The 21,937-nt window shown below is 68.8% G+C and carries 17 protein-coding genes; 6 read left to right on the top strand and 11 right to left on the bottom strand.

The window, feature by feature from the left end; all coding sequences use genetic code 11:
• The first annotated feature begins 6 nt into the window (after nt 1-6).
• Nucleotides 7-675: a flagellar basal body L-ring protein FlgH gene (locus ACT6S0_RS13760; RefSeq protein WP_444764397.1), complete on the top strand. Its 669-nt coding sequence runs from the start codon at nt 7-9 to the stop codon at nt 673-675.
• Nucleotides 676-766: 91 nt separating this feature from the next.
• Here the strand turns inward: ACT6S0_RS13760 and ACT6S0_RS13755 are convergent, their stop codons facing one another.
• The 11 genes from ACT6S0_RS13755 to ACT6S0_RS13705 all read right to left on the bottom strand — a co-directional run bounded on the left by ACT6S0_RS13755 (nt 767) and on the right by ACT6S0_RS13705 (nt 14,730).
• Nucleotides 767-3,052, bottom strand: a complete 2,286-nt coding sequence (locus ACT6S0_RS13755) for an ATP-binding protein (RefSeq protein WP_444764396.1) — start codon at nt 3,050-3,052, stop codon at nt 767-769.
• Complete coding sequence (locus ACT6S0_RS13750) at nt 3,049-4,788, bottom strand: ATP-binding protein (RefSeq protein ID WP_444764395.1); 1,740 nt, start codon at nt 4,786-4,788, stop codon at nt 3,049-3,051. The genes ACT6S0_RS13755 and ACT6S0_RS13750 overlap by 4 nt, the downstream gene beginning before the upstream one ends.
• The gene (locus tag ACT6S0_RS13745; RefSeq protein ID WP_444764394.1) at nt 4,785-7,106 is read right to left on the bottom strand and encodes a PAS domain-containing protein; all 2,322 of its coding nucleotides are present in this window, start codon (nt 7,104-7,106) and stop codon (nt 4,785-4,787) included. The genes ACT6S0_RS13750 and ACT6S0_RS13745 overlap by 4 nt, the downstream gene beginning before the upstream one ends.
• 7 nt (nt 7,107-7,113) lie before the next feature.
• Nucleotides 7,114-8,085, bottom strand: a complete 972-nt coding sequence (locus ACT6S0_RS13740; protein ID WP_444764393.1) for an ABC transporter substrate-binding protein — start codon at nt 8,083-8,085, stop codon at nt 7,114-7,116.
• 89 nt (nt 8,086-8,174) lie between these two features.
• The gene (locus ACT6S0_RS13735) at nt 8,175-9,173 is read right to left on the bottom strand and encodes a GGDEF domain-containing protein (protein ID WP_444764392.1); all 999 of its coding nucleotides are present in this window, start codon (nt 9,171-9,173) and stop codon (nt 8,175-8,177) included.
• Between the two features lie 66 nt (nt 9,174-9,239).
• On the bottom strand, nt 9,240-9,755 hold the full coding sequence (locus ACT6S0_RS13730) for a sensor histidine kinase (protein ID WP_444764391.1): 516 nt from the start codon (nt 9,753-9,755) through the stop codon (nt 9,240-9,242).
• A complete protein-coding gene (locus tag ACT6S0_RS13725; RefSeq protein ID WP_444764390.1) occupies nt 9,755-10,753 on the bottom strand; it encodes a response regulator in 999 nt (332 codons plus the stop codon). The genes ACT6S0_RS13730 and ACT6S0_RS13725 overlap by 1 nt, the downstream gene beginning before the upstream one ends.
• Nucleotides 10,687-11,151, bottom strand: coding sequence for a response regulator (locus tag ACT6S0_RS13720; protein WP_444764389.1), 465 nt, complete (start codon nt 11,149-11,151; stop codon nt 10,687-10,689). The genes ACT6S0_RS13725 and ACT6S0_RS13720 overlap by 67 nt, the downstream gene beginning before the upstream one ends.
• Nucleotides 11,152-11,403: 252 nt before the next feature.
• Entirely contained in the window at nt 11,404-12,684 is a 1,281-nt protein-coding gene (locus ACT6S0_RS13715; RefSeq protein ID WP_444764388.1) for an amidohydrolase, read from the bottom strand.
• 46 nt (nt 12,685-12,730) lie between these two features.
• The gene (locus ACT6S0_RS13710; protein WP_444764387.1) at nt 12,731-13,651 is read right to left on the bottom strand and encodes a glucosamine inositolphosphorylceramide transferase family protein; all 921 of its coding nucleotides are present in this window, start codon (nt 13,649-13,651) and stop codon (nt 12,731-12,733) included.
• Nucleotides 13,651-14,730, bottom strand: a complete 1,080-nt coding sequence (locus tag ACT6S0_RS13705; RefSeq protein ID WP_444764386.1) for a glycosyltransferase — start codon at nt 14,728-14,730, stop codon at nt 13,651-13,653. Before ACT6S0_RS13705 ends, ACT6S0_RS13710 begins: the two co-directional genes overlap by 1 nt.
• A 275-nt stretch (nt 14,731-15,005) precedes the next feature.
• On the opposite strand from ACT6S0_RS13705, the gene ACT6S0_RS13700 reads away from it, so the two are divergent.
• The 5 genes from ACT6S0_RS13700 (at nt 15,006) to ACT6S0_RS13680 (ending at nt 21,693) form a co-directional block, all read left to right on the top strand.
• The gene (locus ACT6S0_RS13700) at nt 15,006-16,130 is read left to right on the top strand and encodes a flagellar basal body P-ring protein FlgI (RefSeq protein ID WP_444764385.1); all 1,125 of its coding nucleotides are present in this window, start codon (nt 15,006-15,008) and stop codon (nt 16,128-16,130) included.
• Between the two features lie 172 nt (nt 16,131-16,302).
• Nucleotides 16,303-17,184, top strand: a complete 882-nt coding sequence (gene flgJ, locus ACT6S0_RS13695) for a flagellar assembly peptidoglycan hydrolase FlgJ (protein WP_444764384.1) — start codon at nt 16,303-16,305, stop codon at nt 17,182-17,184.
• A gap of 10 nt (nt 17,185-17,194) precedes the next feature.
• Nucleotides 17,195-19,177, top strand: a complete 1,983-nt coding sequence (gene flgK / locus ACT6S0_RS13690) for a flagellar hook-associated protein FlgK (protein WP_444764382.1) — start codon at nt 17,195-17,197, stop codon at nt 19,175-19,177.
• Nucleotides 19,178-19,192: 15 nt separating this feature from the next.
• Nucleotides 19,193-20,404 (top strand): flagellar hook-associated protein FlgL, encoded by a 1,212-nt coding sequence (gene flgL, locus ACT6S0_RS13685; RefSeq protein WP_444764381.1) that lies wholly within the window; start codon nt 19,193-19,195, stop codon nt 20,402-20,404.
• Nucleotides 20,405-20,508: 104 nt separating this feature from the next.
• Nucleotides 20,509-21,693 (top strand): EAL and HDOD domain-containing protein, encoded by a 1,185-nt coding sequence (locus tag ACT6S0_RS13680; protein WP_444764380.1) that lies wholly within the window; start codon nt 20,509-20,511, stop codon nt 21,691-21,693.
• Nucleotides 21,694-21,937: the final 244 nt, after the last annotated feature.

Raw genomic sequence — 21,937 nt, 5'->3', positions numbered from 1 at the left:
GCGCCAATGAAGCACCTCGCCCTCCTCGCCGCCACCACCGTGCTGGCCGGCTGCGCCACGCCCTACCCCGAGCCGCGCGTCGAGCTGGCCTCCACGCCGGTCGTCAACCTGCCGCAGCTGCAGCCGGCGGCGCCCACCAACGGCGGCATCTACCAGGCGGCCAGCTACCGGCCGCTGTTCGAGGACCACCGCGCCCGCCTCGCCGGCGACACGCTGACCATCAACATCACCGAGCGCGTGTCGGCCTCGCAGACCAGCAGCAGCGAGCTGAGCAAGAGCGGTGGCCTGTCGGCCGGCATCAGCGCCGTGCCGGGCATCTCGCCCAAGGCCTTCGCCCGCGCCACTGCCGAAGCTACCTCGGCCAATGACAACAAGGGCAAGGGCAGCAACCAGAACACCAATGAGTTCACCGGCGCCATCACGGCGGTGGTCACCGGCGTGCTGCCCAACGGCCACCTGATGATCAGTGGCGAGAAGCAGATCGGCGTGAACCGCAACGTCGACGTGCTGCGCTTTTCCGGCCAGGTCGACCCGCGCGCCATCGGCCAGGGCAATGCCGTGGCCTCCACCTCCGTCGCCAATGTCCGCATCGAGCAACGCGGCCGCGGTGCGGCTGCCGATGCTCACGCGGTGGGCTGGCTGTCGCGCTTCTTCCTGAACATTGCGCCGAGTTGATCGGCCAGCCAAAGCCTGGACACAACGGCAGCGCACTTGCATGCCGCGAAACCTGGCTACTGACAGCAGGCCATCGACTGGCACCAGCAACTCAGCTTTGCTGACCCATCAGCACTGAGGACAGCTCCTCCAACACGGCGAGCGCTGGCTCGAATTCCAGCTCCTCGACATGGGCCGCCAGCGTCTGGAAAACCTGTGCATCGAGCACGCCGCGCAGTGCCGGCGTGAGCGCCTGGAACAAGCCCATGGCCGCCAGCTCGTTGAGCTTGAGCGTCCGCACCAACTCTGCCAGTTCCGCGGCGTCCAGCGCGGGGGGCGCCGGCGCATGCGCATGCAAGGCCGGTGCAGCGAGCAACGTGGCCAATGCGATGCGCAGCCGGCGGGTGTGCTCTGACAGTTGCGTCATGTCCGGCGTGAGATCCTGGGCGCCGTCGCGCAGGCAGGCCTGCTCGAGACGATCAGCCAGTGCCGCAATCGGTTTGGCGCTGAGTGTGGCGGCGCTGCCCTTGAGTTGGTGCATCAATGATGCGAGCGCCTGGCGCTGCTCTGGCGTGCCGACCGGGGCGCTCAAGCACGCATCGCACAGCCGCAGCAAGCTCGGCAGCATGCTGCGAAACAGCGCCACGTCTCCCACCAGTCGCACCCGCGCCTCCGCACCGTCAATGCCGTCGATATCCGGCCAGGGCTCGCCAGCGCCCGCCGCCCATGCGGCAGTGGCTGGCCGCATCCCGACGAGCCTGCGCACAGCCTGCACCAGCAGCTCCGGGTCGATGGGCTTGGACAGGATCTCGTGCAGCCCGGCCTCGCGGGCGCGGCGGTGCTCCGTGTCCGTGTTGCCTGCCGTGACCGCGACGATGGGCAGACCTGCGCGGTCGGGAAGCGCGCGGATGGCGCGCGTGGCCTCCATGCCGTCCATGAAGGGCATGTGCACGTCCATCAGCACGATGTCGAAGTCGCTGTGCTGTTGCACGAGTTGCACGGCCTCTGCCCCGTCGCGCGCCTGGCGCACTTGTGCGCCTTCGAGCTCCAGCAGACGCCCGGCAACCTGCCGGTTGATGTCGCTGTCGTCCACCACCAGCACGTTCACACCTTGCAGCCGCGTGCCATCAGGCATCAGGTGGCGCCGCTCGACCAGCTGTTTCGGGTCGCCCAGTCCGAACGGCAGTTCAACCCAGAAGCAACTGCCTTCACCGACCGTGCTGCGCACGCCCAGGCCACCGCCCATCAGCTCAACCAGATGCTTGGTGATGGACAGACCCAGCCCTGTGCCGCCGAAGCGCCGCGTGGTGGAGGCGTCCGCCTGAGAAAAGGGGGCAAAAAGCGTGGGCAGCACCTCCGGAGCAATGCCGATGCCGGTGTCCATGACCTCGACGCGAAGCCGGCACTGCCCAGACTGCGCGGGCAGTGCCTGCATGCGCAGCTGGACTTCGCCGGTTTCGGTGAACTTGATGGCATTGCCCAACAGGTTGACCAGGATCTGACGCAGCCGCGTGGCATCGCCTTCCAGGGCTTGCGGCAAGTCGGCATCGGGCGCCAGCCGAAGCCGCAGGCCCTTGCCTTGCGCCTGGTCGCCGAACATGGCCTGCAGTGCAGAACAGATGTCGCGCAGACTGAAGGGGGCGCGCTCCAGCGCCATCTCGCCGGCCTCGATCTTGGTCAGGTCCAGCACGTCATTGACGATGCCCAGCAGGGCCTGGCCGGCCAGCATGATGTTCTGCACATGGGGCCGCTGCTCGGCGGTCAGTGGTGTGCGCACCAGCAAATGGGTCAGGCCGATCACCGCATTCAGCGGCGTGCGGATCTCATGGCTCATATTGGCCAGGAACCGCGTCTTGGCCATGGTGGCCTGAAGGGAGCGCGCCTCGCTCTCCGCCAGAAGCTGGGCGTCGCGCCGGTCTTGCAATGCGCATGCTGCGGCGCGGCCGAGGCAGGCCAGCACGCGGCGCTGCTCGGCGCTCAGCAGGTGCGGCACGCGGTCGATGACGCACAGGGTGCCGACCCTGGATCCATCCAGCAGCTCGATCGGCGTGCCCGCGTAGAAACGGATTTTGGGGTCACCCGTCACCAGCGGGTTGTCGTCAAAGCGGCCATCCAGGGCGGCATCCGGAATCTCGAAGATTTCAGAGCCGAGGATGGCGTGCGAGCAGAAGGCAATGTCTCGCGGCGTTTGCGTTGCCCCTTCCAGGCCGCGGTTGGCCTTGAACCATTGCCGGCCCTCGTCGACCAGGCTGACCAGCGCGATCGGCGTGCCGCAGACGATGGACGCCGCTTCCACCAGCGCATCGAAAGCCGCCTCGGGCGGCGTGTCCAGCACATGCAGGTCGCGCAGGGCCTGCAACCTTTTCGGTTCATCCCCCGGCAGCGATGCGGGGATCATGTTGCGTTGCCCAAGGGTGCAGCCTCGGTCTTATCCAGGCCTCGCATGACCACCAGCGCCTGGTCGAACTCGAGGCTGTCCACATGCGCTCTGAGACGTTCAAAGGCGGGCGCTTCGAGCACGGCCCGCAGCGAGGGCGCCAGCGTCTCGAACAGGTCCAGGGCCTCCAGGTTGGCGGCCCGCAGCGCTTGCACGAACTCGGCCAGGCCCTGGGTGTTCAGCGGCGGCGCTGCGGCCGCCGGCGGTGGTGGCGCAGGCGGTTCCCGCAGCCAGGCCGCCGCGGCGACCTGCAACTGCCGGGTCTGCTCGCCAAGCCGAGCCAGCAGCGACGCCACCAACTGGTCCCCATGGGGCTGGCAAGCCGCCTCGATCTGCGCGGCCAGGGCCGCAATCGGCTGAGCCCCCAGCGTGGCCGCGCTGCCCCTGAGTTTGTGCATCAACGCCGCAAGCGCCTGGCGCTGCACCAGCGTGCTGGCCGGCGCACCCACGCATTCCTCGCACAGCACCAGCATGCGCTGCAGCATGCTGCGCATCAGCTTCACGTCGCCCGCCAACCGCCGGCGCGAATCGTTGGCGTCGATGCCTTCAATCTGCGGCCAGTCCGGCGAGTCGTTCATTAGCGGGGCGGCCACGGGCACCACGGGTGCGCGCCCCAGCAACCGGCGCACCCCCTGCACCAGAAGCTCCGGGTCGATGGGCTTGGACAGGATGTCCTGCAGCCCGGCCTCGCGTGCGCGCCGGTGCTCGGTGTCGGTGTTGCCCGCGGTCAGCGCCACGACGGGCAGCCGGGCGCGTTCGGGCATGGCGCGGATGCGCCGCGTCGCCTCCAGCCCGTCCATCACCGGCATCTGAACGTCCATCAGCACGATGTCGAAGTCGGCGCGTTGCTGCACCCAACGCAGCGCCTCGGCGCCGTCTCTTGCGGGCTGCACCAGCGCACCTTCGAGCTCCAGCAGCCGCCCGGCCACCTGCAGGTTGATGTCGCTGTCGTCCACCAGCAGCACGCGCACGCCCTGCAGGCGCGGGCCGTCCATATGCCCCTGGGTGGCGTGCGCGAGCTGGCTGGCATCGCCCAGCTCGAAGGGCAGTTCGACCCAGAAGCAGCTGCCCTGGCCCGGCGTGCTGTGCACCCCCACCTCGCCGCCCATCAGCTCGACCAGGTGCCTGGTGATCGACAGGCCCAGCCCCGTGCCGCCAAAGCGCCGCGTGGTGGAGGCGTCGGCCTGCGAGAAGGGGGCGAAGAGCGTGGGCAGCACGTCGGCGGCGATGCCCACGCCGGTGTCGCGTACCTCGAAGCGCAGTCGGCAGTGGCCGGCCGGCGCCGCCAGCGCCTGAATGATCAAGCTGACCTGGCCGCGCTCGGTGAACTTGACCGCATTGCCCAGCAGGTTGACCAGCACCTGGCGCAGCCGCGTCGGGTCGCCCTGCAGCGCATCCGGCAGCGTGGCCTGGGGCGTCATGATCAGGTCCAGCCCCTTGTTGCGGGCCTGCTCCTCGAACAGCGCCTGCAGCGACGAGCTGACGTCGCGCAGGCTGAAGGTGGTGCGCTCCAGGCCCATTTCGCCGGCCTCGATCTTGGACAGGTCCAGCACATCGTTGACGATGCCCAGCAGCGCCTTGCCCGACAGCTGGATGTTCTGCACATAGGGCGCCTGCTCGGCGCTCAACGGCGTGCGCTGCAGCAGGTGTGCCAGACCGATCACCGCGTTCAGCGGCGTGCGGATCTCGTGGCTCATATTGGCCAGGAAGGCACTCTTGGCCGCGCTGGCGGCCTCGGCCGCGGCAGTCGCGGACGCAGCAGGTCATCCATGCGCCGGCGTTCGGTGATGTCCTGGAAGGCCCCGACCAGTTGCGCCGGCTTGCCTTGAGCGTCGAATTCCACCTCGCCCATCGCCCGTACCCAGATCGATCGGCCGGTGTGGGTGATCAGGCGCAACTCCAGGTCCCAGCCCTGGCCGCTGGCGATCGACCGGCTCACCGCATCGGTGATCACCGGGCGGCTTTCCGGCGCATAGAACGTGATGGCTGTCTCCAGCGTGGGCTCGAAGTCGGCCGGCACCTCGTGGATGGCGCGCGTCTGCTCGCTCCAGTGCAACCGGCCACCCCGGAGGTCGACGCGCCAGCCGCCCACCAGGGCCATGCGCCCGACGCTGCGCAGCAGGCTCTCATTGGCCTGCAGCGCGGCTTCGGTGCGCAGCCTGTCGGTGACGTCGAAGTTGACGCCGATCATGCGCAGCGGTCGGCCGGCGGCGTCCCGCACGACGCGGGCCATGGCCTTGATCTGTCGCTCCTCGCCGTCGGGGCGAACGATGCGGAACTGGGGCTCGAAGTCGGCATGCCCGTCGATGGCCACCTGCAGTGCCTGCTCGCTGGTCGCCCTGTCCTCGGAGTGAACGCTTTCGCTCCACAGTGTGTAAGGCTCGAGCCCGCCGGAGCGATGACGGCCGTACAACGCATACATCTGGTCATCCCAGACCAGGGTGCGGGCAACGACGTCGTAGTCCCACACGCCGATGCCTGCGGCGCCAGCGGCCAGCTCGAAGCGCTCGTTGATGCGCTGGGCCTCCTGCGCAAGGCGCTTTTGCGCCGTGATGTCCGTGCGGATCGACACGTACTTGCGGATCGAGCCGTCCGCCGCCCTCACCGGCACCATCACCGCATAGGTCCAGTACACACTGCCATCCTTGGCAACGCCGCCGATCTCCCCCTGCCAGGCCCGCCCGGCACGCAAGGCAGGCCAGATCTCGCTGTCGAAGTCGCCCGATGCGAGCTGCGGCCGGTGCACGGCATAGGTCTTGCCCAGCAGTTCCTCGCGCGAGAACCCGGAGAGCCGGCAGACGTTGTCATTGACGGTGATGAAACGGCCGTCCGGGTCCATTTCGGAGAAGAGGGAGTACTGCTGGATGGCCGCCAGCAAGGCCTCGTTTTCGCCCAAGGCGGCTGCCAGCTGCAGGCGGCCCTCGTTCAGCTCGGTGAGGTCGTGGACGATGACGTAGAAGCCCTGCACCTCATCGCCCTGGCGGTCGGGCAGGTAGTGGGCCAGCGTGTGGCGCAGGCCCAGGCCGTCTGGACGCGAGATGGAGCGCTCAAAAGTCTGCGGCTCGCCGCGCAGCGCCGCCTCGATATAGGGCCGGTTGGCCTCGAACAGCGTGGGCCCGAGCAGGTCGCGCATGTTGCGCCCGGGCAGGGTGTCGGGGTCGGCGCCGAACCAGGTGTGGTGGGCCCGGTTGGCCACGCGGTTGTTGAGGTTTCGGTCCCAGTAGCCGATCACCGAGGGCACGGCATCGAGCACCGTGCGAAGGTCTCTGCGGGTGGCTTCCAGCGCGGCCTGGCGATCCTGCAGGGCCTGGGTCATGGCGTCGAAGCTTTGAGAGAGCGAGCCGAACTCATCCGGCGCCGCGTAGGCACTGCGGGCCTGCAGCTCGCCGCCTTCGATGCGGCGCGCAGTGTCCTGCAGCTGGCGCATCGGGCGCAGCACGCGGCGCATCACCACCGCCACCAGACCCGCCAGCAGCGCAGTCAGTAACGCATTCGCGGCCAAGGTCGCAATGCGCAGCCGGCGCTGTTGCTGGTTGCGCAGATCGATCAGTCGGCCGGCCAGGTCGAAGGCCCCCTCGCTGATGCGGCGCGTTTCAGCCACGAGGTGGTCGGACAGCATCTGGCGCCGCGCGTCCACGCCATCTGCGTCGGCGGCGCCCTCCCTGGCCGCCGACTCAAGCGCGGCAAACAGCGGCTGCAGGCCTTCGGACACGCCCAACAGGCCGACGATGTCGTCGTCCAGCCCCATCGCCCTACCGTCGATCGCACGCAGCGTCCGGCTCACCTCGGCGTATACGGCATGCCATTGCCGGCGCGCCCGCCCATGGCCGTGCAGCAGGTAGTCCTGCGTCAGAACCAGCAGACCGGCGGCGTCGCGCGAGACCTTGCCGACCGCCAGCTGCACGGCGTCGATGCGTTCGCGCTGCCGTTCCAGCAACTCGAAGGCGACCTGGTGCAGGGCCACCAGCCCGAAGGCCAGTGCCATGCCCCACAACATCAGGCGGCGGACTTGCAAGCTGGGCTCACTTGATGAGGTTCACCGCGCGCGCGTCGAGCTTCTTCAGAGGCTCGGGGCGCACCAGGTCCAGGAAGTCGGGGACCTCGCCGGCCGGCACCAGACGCCGGCGCAAGGCCCAGCGGGCCTCGGCTTCCAGCGTGGTGATCAATGACTGTGACAGCTGCAGCCGGAATTCGAAGTCGCCCCAGGTCTTGGCCAGGTCTTCCACTGAAACCTTGAGCGCCTTGGCGACGATGGCGCGAGCGCGCTCGGGTTCGCGCTGCAGCAGGACCGTGGCGCGCTGCACGGCGCGCAGCAGCTTGATGGCGTCGTCGTCGCTGACGCCCTGGCTGGCAGTCCGGCTGACGATGTTGAAGGTGACGCTGAAGAAGGCCGGGCCGGGCAGCAAGCGGCCCTGCGGCCCCAGCCGATTCAGAGCGTCCGTGACATAGGTGCCGAACAGCGCCGCCGCATCCACCTCGCCACGCACCAGGGCGCCGACCGCGTCCTTGGGGTCCAGGGCTTGCTCGGTCACCGTGTCAGGCTTCACGCCATTGAAGAGCAGCAGGGTGTCGGCGAAATAGTGGCCGCTGGTCCCCGTGATGACGCCAAGCCGTTTGCCCTGCAGGTCAGCGGGCTGACGGATGTTGCGATCCGCGCGCGTCACGATCTGGTTCTCGCGCCCCGAGACGGTGGTCGTGGCCAGGATGCCGAAGTCGCGCCGGGTGAAGCCGGCCAGCGTGATCGGCGTGTCGGCCACCGTGGCGAAGTGCGCCTCGCCCGCCAGCAGCCGTTCCAGGCAGACGCGCCCCACCGGGTAGTGCTTGACTTGCAAGGCCAAGCCCTCGGCCGCGAAATAACCCTCGGCCTCGGCGATGAGCACCGGCGCCGCGTAAGGGATGTCAGCCACCGCCAGCGTCAGCGTCGCGGCCCGGCAGGCACCGGCGAACAGCGTCAGCCCAATCCCGCACACCGCAAGCCAGAACCTGCGCGGCATCGTTGCCTGACTGGTTCGATTCGAAGCTCTCAAGGCATGTCCCCTCTGGTTCGATTGTGGGCGGGACCCGAGGCCCCTGCCCGGCGTCTTCACGAGCTCTGCCCTGCGGAATCAAGACCGGCGCGCAGGCTTTCCCCGAACTGCGGTCGGGCGGCGCCCGGCGCGGACTCGCTCATCCACGCCCTCCCCCTGCCATGCTGCTTGGCGAGGTAGAGCGCACGGTCAGCGCGCCGCATCAAGTCGGCACCGGCTGGCTCGCCGGCAATTGCGTCGCCTGGCTGCTCCGGCGCTTCGTCGGAGCAGGCCACACCAATGCTGATCGAGACGATGCCGTCCACGACGCCACGCTCATGGGCCAGGCGAAGATCGAGCACGGCCTGGAGCATGCGCTGCGCGATGAGACAGCCACCTTCCCGGGACGTGTTGGGCAGCAGAACGGCAAATTCTTCGCCGCCGTAGCGGGCCACCAGGTCGGTCGGCCGCTGTAAGGCGCCTCGCAGCGCCTGGGCGACGCCGTGCAGGCACACGTCACCGGCCGGGTGGCCGTAACGGTCGTTGTAGTCCTTGAAGCGGTCGACATCCACCATGAGAGCGCACAGCGGCTGGGCCTCCCGCAGCGAGCGCGCCCATTCACGGTCCAGCACCGTGTCGAAGGCGCGTCGGTTGGGCGGGTCGGTCAACGCGTCGGTGCTGGCCAGGCGACGCAGTTCGTCGGACAACTGCTTGAGGCGCAACTGGGTCGCGACGCGGGCGCGCAGGATGGGCGCGCTGACCGGCTTGTGGATGAAATCAGCCGCGCCAACGCTGAACCCCTGCACCTCGTGATCCAGATCGGTATGGGATGTCACGAAGATCACGGGCACATCGTTCAGCTCCGGCGCGGCCTTGAGCGCGGCGCAGGTGTCGTAGCCGTTCATGCCCGGCATCTCGGCATCCAGCAGGATCAGATCGGGCCGCTCCGCACGGGCCAGTCGCAGCGCCGCCTCGCCACTGGTGGCAAAACGGATGCGCCCCAGATCGCCCAGCAGCCGCCCCATCAGCTGAACCAGCTTCGGGTCGTCATCGACCAACAGCAGCGATGCTTGCATGGTTCTCAGGGCTCCTGGTTGATGCGCTTGCCGGGCTGAGCCGCCCAGCCCGCAGCGCTCGATTCTCTAGTGGACTGCAACATGAAGAACGATGGAAAAACGGGCGCCTTGCCCCGGCACGGACTCGACCAGCAGGCTGCCCTGCATCGCTTCGACCAGGCCTTTGGTGATGACCAGCCCCAGGCCGGTGCCGGGCAGCGCGGAGGTCTCGAGCCCGAGCCGGTTGAAGGGTTCGAACAGGTGAGACAACTGGGCCGTCGTCATGCCAATGCCCTGGTCTCGCACATCGATGCGCATGTCGGAGCCCAGCCGCGAGAGTTCCGTCCTGACGCTGCCGCCCTTGCGGTTGTATTTGATCGCATTGGTCAGCAGGTTGGTGATGCATTGAACCAGCCGCCGCGCATCGGCCAGCACGGGGGCGACGCTCGCGGGCTCGGCCATCGTCAGCTCAACGCCGGCGCGATCAGCCGCAGGCCGGACGGATTCGATGGCCTGGCGCAGGCAGGCTCCAGCATCCACCGGGCCGAGGTTAACGGACAGCTTGCCTGCTTCGTGCCGCGACCAGTCCATCAGGTCGGACATCAAGAGCTGGGCTTGTTGCGCTCCCTCGACGATGCGGCCCAGCCGGGCGAGTTGGGCCGGCGGCAGGGGTTGAGATCGTCGCCGCGCATGACCTCAGAGAAGCCGAGCACGGCGTTGAGCGGCGCCCCCATCTCGTGGTTGACGAAGGCCAGCAGGCGGGACTTGGCTTGTGCGGCGGCCTCGGCCACCGCTCGCGCGCGCTGCTCGGTCTCCAGTTGCTCGCGCTCAGAAATATCGCGGATCACCAGTGTCAACAGCAGCCGGTCTTCCGAACGCGAGGCCCGGATTTCCAGCGGCCGCGCCCGATCATGGGGACCCGGTACCGACAGCCGCACGGGCATGGCCAGCGCCAGCTCCAGCAGAGGCAAAAAGTTGGGCAGAAGCTGTCCCAGCGTCATGCCCACCAGGGACTCCCCGGGCCTGCCGACCAGCAGGGCCGCGGCCGCGTTCGCCAACATGACATGCTCGCTCGCGTCGCAACTGATGACGCCGTCACCGGCAGTCCTGACAAGGTCGGCCACGCGAGAGTCGGCCAAGCGGCGCCAATGCTCGCTGAGCGCACGCAGCTCGCCGTCGATGCGCGCCTTGAGCGCCAGCAGGTTGCGCACCCGCGCACGCAACACATTGGCCTCGACGGGCTTGCGAACGAAGTCGGCCGCCCCCAGGTCAAGGGCGCGCTGTTCGTTCGCCGCGTCGCTGTAGCGGGTGACGAAGACAACGGGCACATGCTTGAACTCCTGCTGCGCCTTCAGCGCCGCGCAGACGGCAAAGCCGTCCAACCCGGGCATGTGCACATCCAGCATCACCAGGTCAGGACGCATCTGGTGAGACAGACGCAGCGCTTCGGCTCCTGTGGTGGCGTAGTGGATGGAGCCGAGGTCGGACAGCGTGCGCTGCAGCAAGGTGATGGCGCCGACGTCGTCGTCGACGATCAGCAGGCGAGCAGGCGCCTGGCTGGGCGCGCCGGCGGGCTGCGCTGCGGCGACGCTCTGGTGCACACGCTCTGCCAGTTCGCGCGCGCGCAGATGACATCGCACGCGGGCGATGAGGTTTCCGGCACCAGGGGCTTGGTGACGAAGTCCACGGCGCCCCGCTGCAATGCGGCGGACTCGACACTCGTCAACTGCTCCGCCGTCGCCACGATGACCGGTATGTCCTTCAGTTCCGGATCGGCCTGCAACTGGTCGCAGAGCTGCAGCCCTGACATGCCCGGCATGTTGACGTCCACGATGACCAGGTCAGGCCGCGAAGCCCGGATCTGGCGCAAGGCCTCGGCACCCGATCGAGCGAAGGTCAGTTCCCGGAACTCAGACAACATGTTGCGCATGACCCGGATCGCACCCGGCTCGTCATCGACGAGCAGGATTCGGGATTCGGGCAAGTACGGCTCAATCATCGTTATGTCCCCCTCCACATGCGGCCTGCAGTGAGCAGCCCGAAGACCTTGCATGGAGAGTACGCCAACGAGGACGCACCGCCCAGGGGCGGCCTGCGCGGCGTCTCGGGAATGCTGCAGTGCTGGCGACGCCGGCAACGGACCGGAAATCAAAGCCTCGCCAGCTGCGGCCGATGCCCAAGGGCCGAACGAAGAGCCGGCGTTCATCGACCCACCACCCTGAGCGACCGGCGTCCGCCTGCTGCGGGCCTTTCAGACCTTGAGCGAGCCCAGGTAGTCCACCGCCAGATTCGCCAGCGCCCGCACGCCCACCTCCAGGCCACGCTCGTCGACGACGAAGCGCGGCGAGTGGTTGGAATAGGCCTGGCTCGGCTCGATCTCCGGCGGCGTCACGCCGACGAAGAAGAACAGCCCCGGGATCAGGCGCTGGAAGAAGGAGAAATCCTCAGCGCCCGTCGCCTTGGGCACCACCTCAATGTCCATGGGCCGCGGGCCCGTGCTGGCCACGCGCGTCAGCGTGGGCACCATCTGCTCGGTCAGCACCGGGTCGTTGCGGGTGACGGGATAGTTCTTGGTGATGCAGACCTTGCAGGTCGCCCGCGACGCTGAGGAGATGCCTTCGGCCAGCGTGGTAATGCGCTCGTGGATGGCGTCGCGCATGCCTTCGTCGAAGCTGCGGATGGTGCCGCGCATCTCCACCGAGTCCGGGATGATGTTCTCGCGCACGCCGCCCTTGATGGCGCCGATGGTGATGACGGCGGGCTCGCGGTTCAGGTCCAGCGTGCGGCTGACGATGGTCTGCAGGCCCAGCACGATCTGCGCCGACGTGACGATGGGATCGATCCCCAGCCAGGGCGCCGCGCCATGGGTCTGCTTGCCCAGCACCGTGATCTTGAGCTTGTCGGAACTCGCCATCGTCGGGCCGGGCCGGTAGCCGATCACGCCGGCTGATTGGCGCGAGGTGACGTGCAGGCCGAAGATGGCGCTGGGCGTCGGGTTCTCCAGCACGCCTTCCTTGATCATCAAAGCAGCACCGCCCTCCTCGCCCTCGGGCGGCATCTCCTCGGCGGGCTGGAAGATGAACTTGATGCTGCCGGGGATGTCGGCCCGCAGGCTGGCCAGGATGCTGGCCACGCCCATCAGGATGGCGACATGGCAGTCATGCCCGCAGGCATGCATGACGCCAACCTCCTCGCCGTTCCAGACCGCACGCACCTTGGACGCAAAGGGCAGCTCCACTTCCTCGGTGACCGGCAGGGCGTCCATGTCGGCGCGCAGCGCCACCACGCCGCCATCCGCGCCGCCGGGCATGCCACCCTTGAGCAGGCCGACGACGCCCGTGTGGGCGACGCCGGTCTTGACCTCGTCCAGCCCCAGGCTGCGCAGGTGCTCGGCAATGATGGACGCGGTGCGGAATTCGCGGTTGCCAAGCTCGGGGTGCTGGTGCAGGTCACGGCGCCAGGCGATGACCTGCGATTCCAGCGCCGCCGTCAGCGCAGCGATGCGTTCGGCGATGGACGGCTGGAGGCTCATGGCAGCCATCGTAGACCGCGAGCGCCGTCATCTGCCCGCTGCCGTATCAGCCGCCCAACAACCGCCTTACGCGACGTTTCATATCCAGCCACTGCCGGCCGCGGGAGCGGTCGATGCGCTTCACGTCGATCAGCGTGAACGCACCGCAGCCGCTCAGCGTGTGCAGCCCGGCGGTATGGCTGGCGCTGACGAGGTCGCCCGTCAGGCGTTCGGCGCCGGCGTCGATGTCAACGCGCTCCGGCGACAGCATTGGAAAGCGCAACAGCCGGGTGGCGCCGCCGTAGCCGGTCGAGCTGTCCTGCACGGGCAGCGTCAGCACGCCGTCCCGGCCGATGAACGGCCGCCCGGCCGGGCGCGCGCCCTCGCGGCTCACGCGCACCGGATTGCCGGCCAACGGTTCCCAAGGTCCGGCAAGCATCGGCGAGTGGGCGATGTGCAACTCGCGCTGGTCGCGCGCACCGGGGCCGACCAGCGTGTAGAACATCCACCAGCGCCCCTGGTACTCGATCAGCGACGCATCTGCGCCCGGCACGCCACCGATCAGCGCACATTCGCGCTCCCAGTGGTCCAGCGAGTCGTCGGCCGCCCGATAGAGCGCGATCTCGCCGGCCTGGAAGCTCTCCGGCACCATCCAGGTTTCGCCCTCGTGCTCGAAGACCTGGGGGTAGGACAGGTGAAAGGGCTTGTCCAGCACCGTCGTGTGGCCGCGCCAGGTGAGGTCGGCCAGCGCGAATTCATGGCGTTCGATGTTGGCGCGCTTGGTGCGGTAGTCGAAGGCCTCGACGAAGACATGCAGCGCATCGCCCCGCACCAGGCCGAAGGGGTCGGCCAGGTAGCGCCAGCGGCCCGCTCCGGGCAGCCACGTGATGCGCTCGCGCGCGGCCTGCAGGGCGCAGGCGGTGACGTCTTCGATGAGGAGGGGGACGATGCCGACCTGCCAGAAGTCGGTACGGGGCCTTTTGAGCATCAGGCGATGATCGCCTTTTCCTCGTCGTCCAGATGCTGCGGCTGTGCAGCTTGGCGGCGCATCACGTCACGGTAGAAGCCCAGTGTGCGGGCCACCGCATCGCCGCGGTCGTAGGCCTTCGTGGCGTACTGCAAGGCACGGTCTTCGGCCGGCAGCGCTCGCAAGCGAGCCAACTCTTCGGCAATGGCACGGCCGAGGCCGTCGGCGTCGCCCACAGGCACCAGGCGGGCGGGCTGGCCCGCCAGCATCTCCTGCGGGCCCTGCGTGGCTGTGGACAGCACGGGGCAGCCGGCGCGCATGGCTTCCAGGATGGCCAGCGGAAAGGCTTCCTCGCGCGACGGTGATACGAAGAGGTCAAAGCTTTTCAGCGCTGCGTCCACATCGCTGCGGTAGCCCAGCAGGCGGATGCGGGGGTCGCCGCCAGCCAACTTCCTGAGCTCACCTTCATCCGGGCCCTCGCCCAGGATGACCAGCACCGCCTCGGCCGGCGCATGGGCCTTGAAGCCTTGAATCAGCAGGTCCATGCCTTTGCTCACATGCAGGCGGCCCACGCTGCCCACCAGCAGTTGGCCCGGTGCCAGGGCCAGTTCGGCGCGCAGGTCGGTCTGGCGTCGCGCCGCAGTGTCACGCTCGGGCGCCCAGTTGTAGATGACGCTGGCCTCCTGCTTCTCGGCCTTCGGCAGACCGTCGTACTGGGCGCGGTTGACGCAGACGAGGCCGTCCAGCCGGGCATGGTGGTGCGGCTTGTAGCCGACGTGCAGCGTGCCGATACGGGTCGAGCCGCCAGCGCGTGCGACGGCCTTGCAGGCAGGGCCAAGGTGACCGTGGCAGATGTCGGCACCCAGTCGCCGCGCCAGTGCTGCGACGCGCCAGCCCCGCAGCAGCGGCAGCTGCAAGCCATGGAAGGTCACCCGCGGCGCGAGGGCGCCCGCAACCGCAGACCCCGCCGAGCCGATGACATGTACCCGGTGCCCCAGCGCCGCCTGGGCGTTGGCGAGGTCGATGCAATGCCGTTCACCGCCTGCGATCCGGGAAGAGAAGACGACGTGAATAACGGTCAGCAGTTCGAAAGGCGGCATGAAGGGTTTGCGAGCGACGGGTGCAAGCAAACTTTACGAACAGATACATTCTGGAACCTGTCGCGAAACCTTGGCCGCGCTGTCACACCCGTGGTCACACCGTGTCCGGGTCTCTTGCTCACGCCGCGCGCTGCACAGCAGCAGCGCCACAGACCACTTCGAGAGGCCTTCATTGCCCGGCCTCTGCGCCTTCCGTGGCTTTTGTTTGGATTCATCTCTCAGTTCGGAAAAGCGGGGGCGTCCACGCCCTTTTCGCCGGCTTCGCGGGCTCAAGCATGCGCAGAATCTGCCGAGTGAAGTCCCTGCAAGCCCTCCTCCTCGCCCTGGCCGTCGTGCTGGCCCCGGTCGCACCGGTGCAAGCCGCGCGCATCAAGGAAGTCGCGTCCATCGCCGGCGTGCGCTCCAACCCGTTGACGGGCTATGGGCTCATCGTCGGCCTGGACGGCACCGGCGACCAGACCACCCAGGCGCCGTTCACCGGCCAGAGCCTGACGGCCATGCTGCAGCAGTTCGGCGTGCTGCTGCCCCAGGGCGTGACCATGCAGCCGCGCAATATCGCCGCCGTCATGGTGACGGCCTCGCTGCCGGCCTTCGCCCAACCTGGCCAGCAGCTCGACATCAATGTCTCGTCCATCGGCAACGCCAAGAGCCTGCGCGGCGGCACGCTGATCGCCACGCCGCTGCGCGGCGCGGACGGCCAGGTCTACGCCATCGCCCAGGGCAACCTGGTGGTCGGCGGCGCCGGCGCCTCGGCCGGCGGCTCCAAGGTGCAGATCAACCACCTCAGCGCCGGCCGCATCCCGGCAGGCGCCCTGGTCGAGCGCTCGGTGCCCACGCCGCTGGCCCAGGGCGACAGCATCCAGTTCGACCTCAACAGCAGCGACTTCACCACCGCCCGCGCGGTCGCCCAGGCCATCAACAAGGCCAAGGGCGCCGGCATCGCCCAGGCGCTGGACGGCCGCGTCGTGCGCGTGAAGGCGCCGGCCACGCCGGACGAGCGCGTCGCCTTCCTCGCCGACGTCGAGAACCTGGCCGTCGACCTGGCACCGGCCGCGGCCCGCATCGTCATCAACGCCCGCACCGGCTCCATCGTCATGAACCAGGCCGTCACGCTGTCGGCCTGCGCCGTGGCCCATGGCAACCTGTCCGTCACCATCAGCTCCACACCCATCATCAGCCAGCCCAGCGCCCTGTCCGGCGGGCAGACGACGGTGGCCGAGAAGGCCGACATCTCGATCCGCCAGGAGCCCGGCAGCCTCATCCAGCTGGCCGCCGGCGCGCGCCTGGCCGACGTCGTCAAGGCGCTCAACTCGCTCGGCGCCACGCCCCAGGATCTGCTCGCGATCCTGCAGGCCATGAAGAGCGCGGGTGCCCTGAATGCCGAGCTTGAGGTGATCTGATGTCGAAAAGAAGCCCCTCGCCCAGTCTTGCTCCCGCTGCACGCGGGCAAGCCCAGTCGGTCCCCCGGGGGGACGGCGATGCTTGCCGGATCGACCGGCAAGCACATCGCCCGGCGGGCCGGCTTGGGAGCGGCCCGGCGCTCGGCCCAAACTCATGCGAGGCATCACGGCCATGAGCAACAGCTTTCAAACTATCTCCGGCCAGAGCCTGGGCAGCCTCGACAGCCTGAACGGGCTGAAGGCCCAGGCCTCGCGCGATCCCAAGGCCAGCATCCGCGAGACGGCCAAGCAGTTCGAATCGCTTTTCATGCAGGAAGTCATGAAGAGCATGCGCGCCTCCACGCTGGCCAGCGGCATGCTGGACAACAACGCGACGCAGCTCGGCAGCGAGATGCTGGACACGCAGTTCGCCGGCAAGATGAGCGGCCTGCCCGGTGGTCTGTCCGAGGCCATCCAGAAGCAGCTGGCCCGCCAGATGGGCATCCAGGATCTGTCGCCCGAGAACGTGCGCAAGGCCAGCCAGACGACGCTGGCCCAGGCGCTGCCGGCACTGGCCACCAAGGGCATTCCCAACCACGTGCAGAGCTTCATCCAGCAGCACGACGCCGCCGCCAGGTCGGCCTCGGCCGCCACCGGCATCCCGGCCAGCTTCATGGTGGCCCAGGCCGCTCACGAGAGCGGCTGGGGCAAGCGCGAGATCACGGCCGCCGACGGCACCAAGAGCCACAACATCTTCGGCATCAAGGCCACGCCGAGCTGGAAAGGCAAGACCGTCGACGTGCGCACCACCGAGGTCATCAACGGCCAGGCGGTCAAGGTGACGGCCAAGTTCCGCGCCTACGGCAGCTACGACGAAGCCTTCAAGGACTATGCGCGCCTGCTCGGCAGCAACGACCGCTACGCCAAGGTCGTCGCGCAGGCCCAGAGCGGCAATGCCGCCGGCTTCGCGCGCGGCCTGCAGCAGGCCGGCTACGCGACCGACCCGGCCTATGCCGAGAAGATCGCCAAGACCATCCATACCACCCAGCGCGTGCAGAGCACGCTGATGGCATAAGGAAACCGAGATGGCTGGCCTGCTTACCCTCGGCGCCCGCGCGATGTTCGCCAACCAGGCGGCGTTGCAGACCATCGGCCAGAACATCGCCAACGCCAACTCGCCCGGCTATTCGCGCCAGTCTGTCGTGCTGACGCCCTCGGCCGGCCAGTTCACCGGCGCGGGCTTCTTCGGCAAGGGCGTGGACGTCAAGACCGTCGTGCGCTCGCACAACGAGTTCCTGACCAAGGAAGCCGCCAGCTCCAAGGCCACGGCGTCGGCCGACGCCACGCGCGCCGAGCAGCTCTCGCGCATGGAGAAGGTCTTCCAGCCCGGTACCGACGGCCTGGGCTACTCGGCCAGCCAGTTCCTCAACGCCATGGTCGACGTGACCAGCCGGCCCAACGACCCGGCCGCCCGCCAGGTGGCGCTGGGCCGGGCCAACGAGATGGCCGTGCGCTTTGCCAACGCCGGCGCCCAGCTCGCCGACATCCAGGCCGGTGTCGTCAGCGACCTCAAGGCCACCGTCGGCATCGTCAACCAGCTGGCCCGGCAGATCGCCGGCATCAACGACCAAATCTCCAAGACGCGCGGCGCCGGCCACACGCCCAACGACCTGCTCGACCGGCGCGACCTGCTCATCTCCCAGCTCGGCGAGCATGTCGCCGTGACGACGCTGTCGGCCGACGACGGCACCGTCGGCGTCTTCATCGGCGGCGGCCAGCGCCTGGTCCTGGGCAGCCAGGCCTCGTCGCTGCAGATCGCCGGCGACGCCTACGACCCGCAGCGCGCCGTGCTGGCCTTGAACGAAGGCGGCCTGAGCCGGCCGCTGGACGAGAGCGTACTGACCGGCGGCTCGATGACAGCCCTGCTCGCCTTTCAGAACAAGGACCTGCAGGACGCCAAGAACCTGCTCGGCCAGCTCGCCGCCGCCATCGGCACGCGCGTCAACGAGCAGAACGGCCTCGGCCTGGACCTGTCCAACCCGCCGGGCAAGGGCGGCAACATCTTCAATGTCGCGACGCCGAAGGTGATGCCCGCGGCCAGCAACCTGCGTAACCCCGGCGGCAGCTTCGTCAACGGCGTTCAGGCGACCATCGTCAACGCCAGCCAGCTGCAGGCCAGCAGCTACAAGCTGACCTCCAGCGCACCGGGTGCCTACGAGCTGACACGGCTGTCCGACGGCCTGGTGCGCACCGTCGCCGACGGCGACACCCTCGACGGCTTCCAGATCGCCTTCACCCCCGGACCGCCGAACCCGGGCGAGAGCTTCCTGATCGAGCCCGTCGGCGCTGCGGCCATCGAGATGCGCCGCGTGCTCGACCACCCGGCCGGCATCGCCGCTGCGGCGCCGCTGACGGCGTCGGCCTCGGTCAACAACACCGGCACGGTCAGCATCGAAAGCATCTATGCCGTCAACAGCAGCTTCGACGCGACCAACGCGCCGATGACGCTCGACTTCGGCGGCCCCGACCCGCTCAATCCGGCCAACGTGCTGTACACGCTGACACTGGCCAACGGCACGGTGCTGAACGGCACCTGGAGCCCGGGCCAGGCCATCGGCAACGACCCGGCGGCCGGCATCGACCTCGGCTTCGAGCTGCGCACCAACGGCGTGCCGCGCCTGGGTGATCGGATCTCGCTGGACCCGACCGTCTACGTCAGCTCCAACAACGGCAATGCCAAGGCCTTCCTCAACATCCAGACCGAGGGCTTCGTCGGCCGCCAGCTGCTGGCCGGCGGCGGCATCACGGCCGGCTCGACGATCAACGACGCCTATGCCTCTGCGATGAGCGACATCGGCGCCCGCGTGCAGAGCGCCAACTACCTGTCCGGCGTGTCGATCAGCGTCGCCAGCGACGCCGAGGCCAACCGCGCCGGCCAGGCCGGCGTCAACCTCGACGAGGAAGCCGCGCGGCTGATGCAGTTCCAGCAGGGCTACCAGGCCGCCGCCAAAGTGCTGCAGACCGCCCAGACCCTGTTTGACGAACTCATGCGCATCGCTGCGCGCTAGCCCCAGAGGTAAGTCATGAGACTCTCCACCGCCAACCTCTACGACGCTTCCATCGCCAACCTGCAGCGCCGCCAGCAGACGCTGCAGCACCAGCAGATGCAACTGACCTCCGGCAAGCGCATCGCCATGGCCAGCGACGACCCCACGGGCGCCGCGCGGGCCGAGCGGGCGCTGGCCACCATGGGCCGTGTCGACGCCAATCAGCGCGCGCTGGAAGCCAGCCGCAACAGCATGACGCTGGCCGAGTCCGCCCTGGGCGACGCCAACGAGCTGATGCAGCAGGCGCGCGAGGCCATGGTCTCGGCAGGCAATGCCAGCTACTCCGACGCCGAACGCCAGGGCCTGGCCAACAAGCTGCAGGGCATCCGCGACCAGTTGCTGTCCATTGCCAACCGCCCCGACGGCGCCGGCGGCTACCTGTTCTCCGGCCAGGGCTCGGCCAGCCCGCCTTTCCTGGACCAGGCCGGCGGCGTCACCTACGTCGGCGTGGCCGGCAGCATCCAGACCGGCAATATCGACAGCTTCCAGCTCAGCATCGACGGCCGCGCCGCCTGGGAGCAGGCGCGCAGCGGCAACGGCAGCTTCGTCACCGACGCCAACCCCAATGCCATCACCGGCCAGCCGGCCGCGGCCTGGATCGATTCCGGCCGTGTCACCAACCCGACGCTGGTCACCGGTCAGAACTACCGCATCGACATCGCCGGCACCGCCCCGGCCCAGACCTACAGCGTCACCAACACCGATACCGGCGCGGGCGTGGCGGGCGGGCCCTACCTCTCGGGCCAGAACATCGTCTTCGACGGCATCAGCCTGGCCGTCACGGGCACGCCGGCCGACGGCGACAACTTCTCGGTCGCGCCGGCCAGCAACTCGCTCAAGCTCTTCGACGTGCTGGATCGCGCCATCACCGAGCTCAAGACGCCGCTGCGCAACAACGCCCAGATCGCGCAGAGCAACACCGGCCGCATGCGCGACATCGACGCCGTCATGGGCAGCCTGCAGAACGTGCGCAGCCAGGTCGGCGAACGCCTGAACAACATCGACGGCACCGAGACCCGCCTGGCCGCGCTCAAGCAATACAACGCCGAGGAAAAGAGCGCCGCCGAGGACCTGGACATGGTCAAGGGCATCTCCGAGTTCCAGAACCAGCAGACCGGCTACGACACCGCACTGAAGACCTATGCGCTGGTGCAGCGCATGTCGCTCTTCCAGTACATCCAGGGTTGATGGCGCCGCCGCCTGCGGCGGCGCGTGCACCTGTCACGAATTGACGGTGCCGGCCCTGGGAGGCCGTGGCAGACTGCCGCATTCACCGCACCCAGCGCCGCGCCATGTCCGACAACGTCCCAGCCGCCCTCGACCACGCCATCCTGCCCGGCATCGCCCTGGGCTATGCGCCCGTCATCGACCGGCAGCGCGCCATTGCCGGCACGCGGCTGACGCTGGTACCGCTGCGGCCTGACGCCAAGGTCGACCATGCCGAACTGCTCGGCGCGCTGGCCGCCACCTGGCCCCAGGGCGGTGCCGTCATCAGCCCCCAGGGCGAGGCCCTGCTGGCCGCCCTGCTGAGCCAGCCGCCGGCCGAGCCGACGCAGATCGAGGTGCCCGCCTTCATCGCGGCCGACCCTGAACACAGCGCATCCCTGGCCGCCTTGAAGGCCGCCGGGCACAGCGGCCTGCTCAAGGGCCTGCCCCAGGCGCCCCTGCCGGCTGAAGTGGCCGCCGTGTTCAAGCAGGTGGTGGTGGAGCCCGGCCAGGCAGCACCGGGCGGCATGCTGCCGGTGCACGCCGGCGTGCAGGGTGCCCAGGCCATCGATGCCAGCTTCAACGCCGGCGCCAGCGCCGTCATCGGCTGGCCGATGGACGGCCCCTTCGAGCCGGCCCCGAATGCCGGCAAGGCCGAGGTCGCCGCCGACCTGCAGGTCATCGTCGAGCTGATGTCGCGTGTCGACCAGGGCGAAGACGTCGAACGCCTGGAGCAGACCTTGAAGCGCGACCCCAGCCTGGCCTTCAAGCTGCTGCGCTACCTCAACTCCGCGGCCTTCGGCCTGCCGGTCGAGGTGTCAAGCTTCCGCCACGCCATCATGTTGCTGGGCTATGCGCGCATGAAGCGCTGGCTGGCCCTGTTGCTGACGACGGCCAGCAAGGACCACAGCATGCGCCCGATCATGTATGGCGCGTTGCGCCGCGGCCTGCTGATGGAAGAGTTCGCGCAGAACATGAGCGAGCGCGAACAGCGTGACGAGATGTTCATCTGCGGCCTGTTCTCGCTACTGGACCACATGCTGAAGGCACCCTTCGAGAAGCTGCTGCCAAGCATCCCCGTGCCCGAGCGCGTGCGCCAGGCACTGGTGGACGACGCCGGGCCCTATCAACCCTATCTGCAGCTGGTACGGGCGCTGGAGGCCGGCTCGGTGTTCGACTACCGGGACTGCGCGGAGGCGCTGATGCTCGGGGCCGGTGAGATCAATGCCTGTGTGCTGCGGGCACTGCACAAGGCCGCCCAGCTCGAATGACCGGATCGCCCTGGCGCCGCACCGGCTGTGCCCACATCACGCCGCCCGCGCCGGGCGGCTGAGCCCTCATGTTCGGCCCGCCCGGCACCACCGCCCTGCTCGACCTGGTCACCGACCCGGTGCTGACGCTGCGGGCCGACCTGTCGGCCCTGCGCGCCAACCCCGCGGCGCGCGAATGGCTGGGCGCCGACGCCGCAGAAGGCTGGCGGCTGCTGCGGCATGCGGCGGGCGCGCGGCTGGAGGG

It is taken from the genome of Roseateles sp., assembly GCF_052436255.1.
GTDB lineage: Bacteria > Pseudomonadota > Gammaproteobacteria > Burkholderiales > Burkholderiaceae_C > Pelomonas.
The sequence above is the reverse complement of the archived record's forward strand: the minus strand, read 5'-3'. Positions and strand labels throughout refer to the sequence as shown.

Coding starts and splice junctions, on each gene's coding strand:
- ACT6S0_RS13760 (WP_444764397.1), top strand. CDS start 7: ATGAAGCACCTCGCCCTCCTCGCCGCCACCACCGTGCTGGCCGGCTGC.
- ACT6S0_RS13755 (WP_444764396.1), bottom strand. CDS start 3,052: ATGATCCCCGCATCGCTGCCGGGGGATGAACCGAAAAGGTTGCAGGCC.
- ACT6S0_RS13750 (WP_444764395.1), bottom strand. CDS start 4,788: ATGAGCCACGAGATCCGCACGCCGCTGAACGCGGTGATCGGTCTGGCA.
- ACT6S0_RS13740 (WP_444764393.1), bottom strand. CDS start 8,085: ATGCCGCGCAGGTTCTGGCTTGCGGTGTGCGGGATTGGGCTGACGCTG.
- ACT6S0_RS13735 (WP_444764392.1), bottom strand. CDS start 9,173: ATGCAAGCATCGCTGCTGTTGGTCGATGACGACCCGAAGCTGGTTCAG.
- ACT6S0_RS13730 (WP_444764391.1), bottom strand. CDS start 9,755: ATGTCCGACCTGATGGACTGGTCGCGGCACGAAGCAGGCAAGCTGTCC.
- ACT6S0_RS13720 (WP_444764389.1), bottom strand. CDS start 11,151: ATGATTGAGCCGTACTTGCCCGAATCCCGAATCCTGCTCGTCGATGAC.
- ACT6S0_RS13715 (WP_444764388.1), bottom strand. CDS start 12,684: ATGAGCCTCCAGCCGTCCATCGCCGAACGCATCGCTGCGCTGACGGCG.
- ACT6S0_RS13710 (WP_444764387.1), bottom strand. CDS start 13,651: ATGCTCAAAAGGCCCCGTACCGACTTCTGGCAGGTCGGCATCGTCCCC.
- ACT6S0_RS13705 (WP_444764386.1), bottom strand. CDS start 14,730: ATGCCGCCTTTCGAACTGCTGACCGTTATTCACGTCGTCTTCTCTTCC.
- ACT6S0_RS13700 (WP_444764385.1), top strand. CDS start 15,006: ATGCGCAGAATCTGCCGAGTGAAGTCCCTGCAAGCCCTCCTCCTCGCC.
- flgJ (WP_444764384.1), top strand. CDS start 16,303: ATGAGCAACAGCTTTCAAACTATCTCCGGCCAGAGCCTGGGCAGCCTC.
- flgK (WP_444764382.1), top strand. CDS start 17,195: ATGGCTGGCCTGCTTACCCTCGGCGCCCGCGCGATGTTCGCCAACCAG.
- flgL (WP_444764381.1), top strand. CDS start 19,193: ATGAGACTCTCCACCGCCAACCTCTACGACGCTTCCATCGCCAACCTG.
- ACT6S0_RS13680 (WP_444764380.1), top strand. CDS start 20,509: ATGTCCGACAACGTCCCAGCCGCCCTCGACCACGCCATCCTGCCCGGC.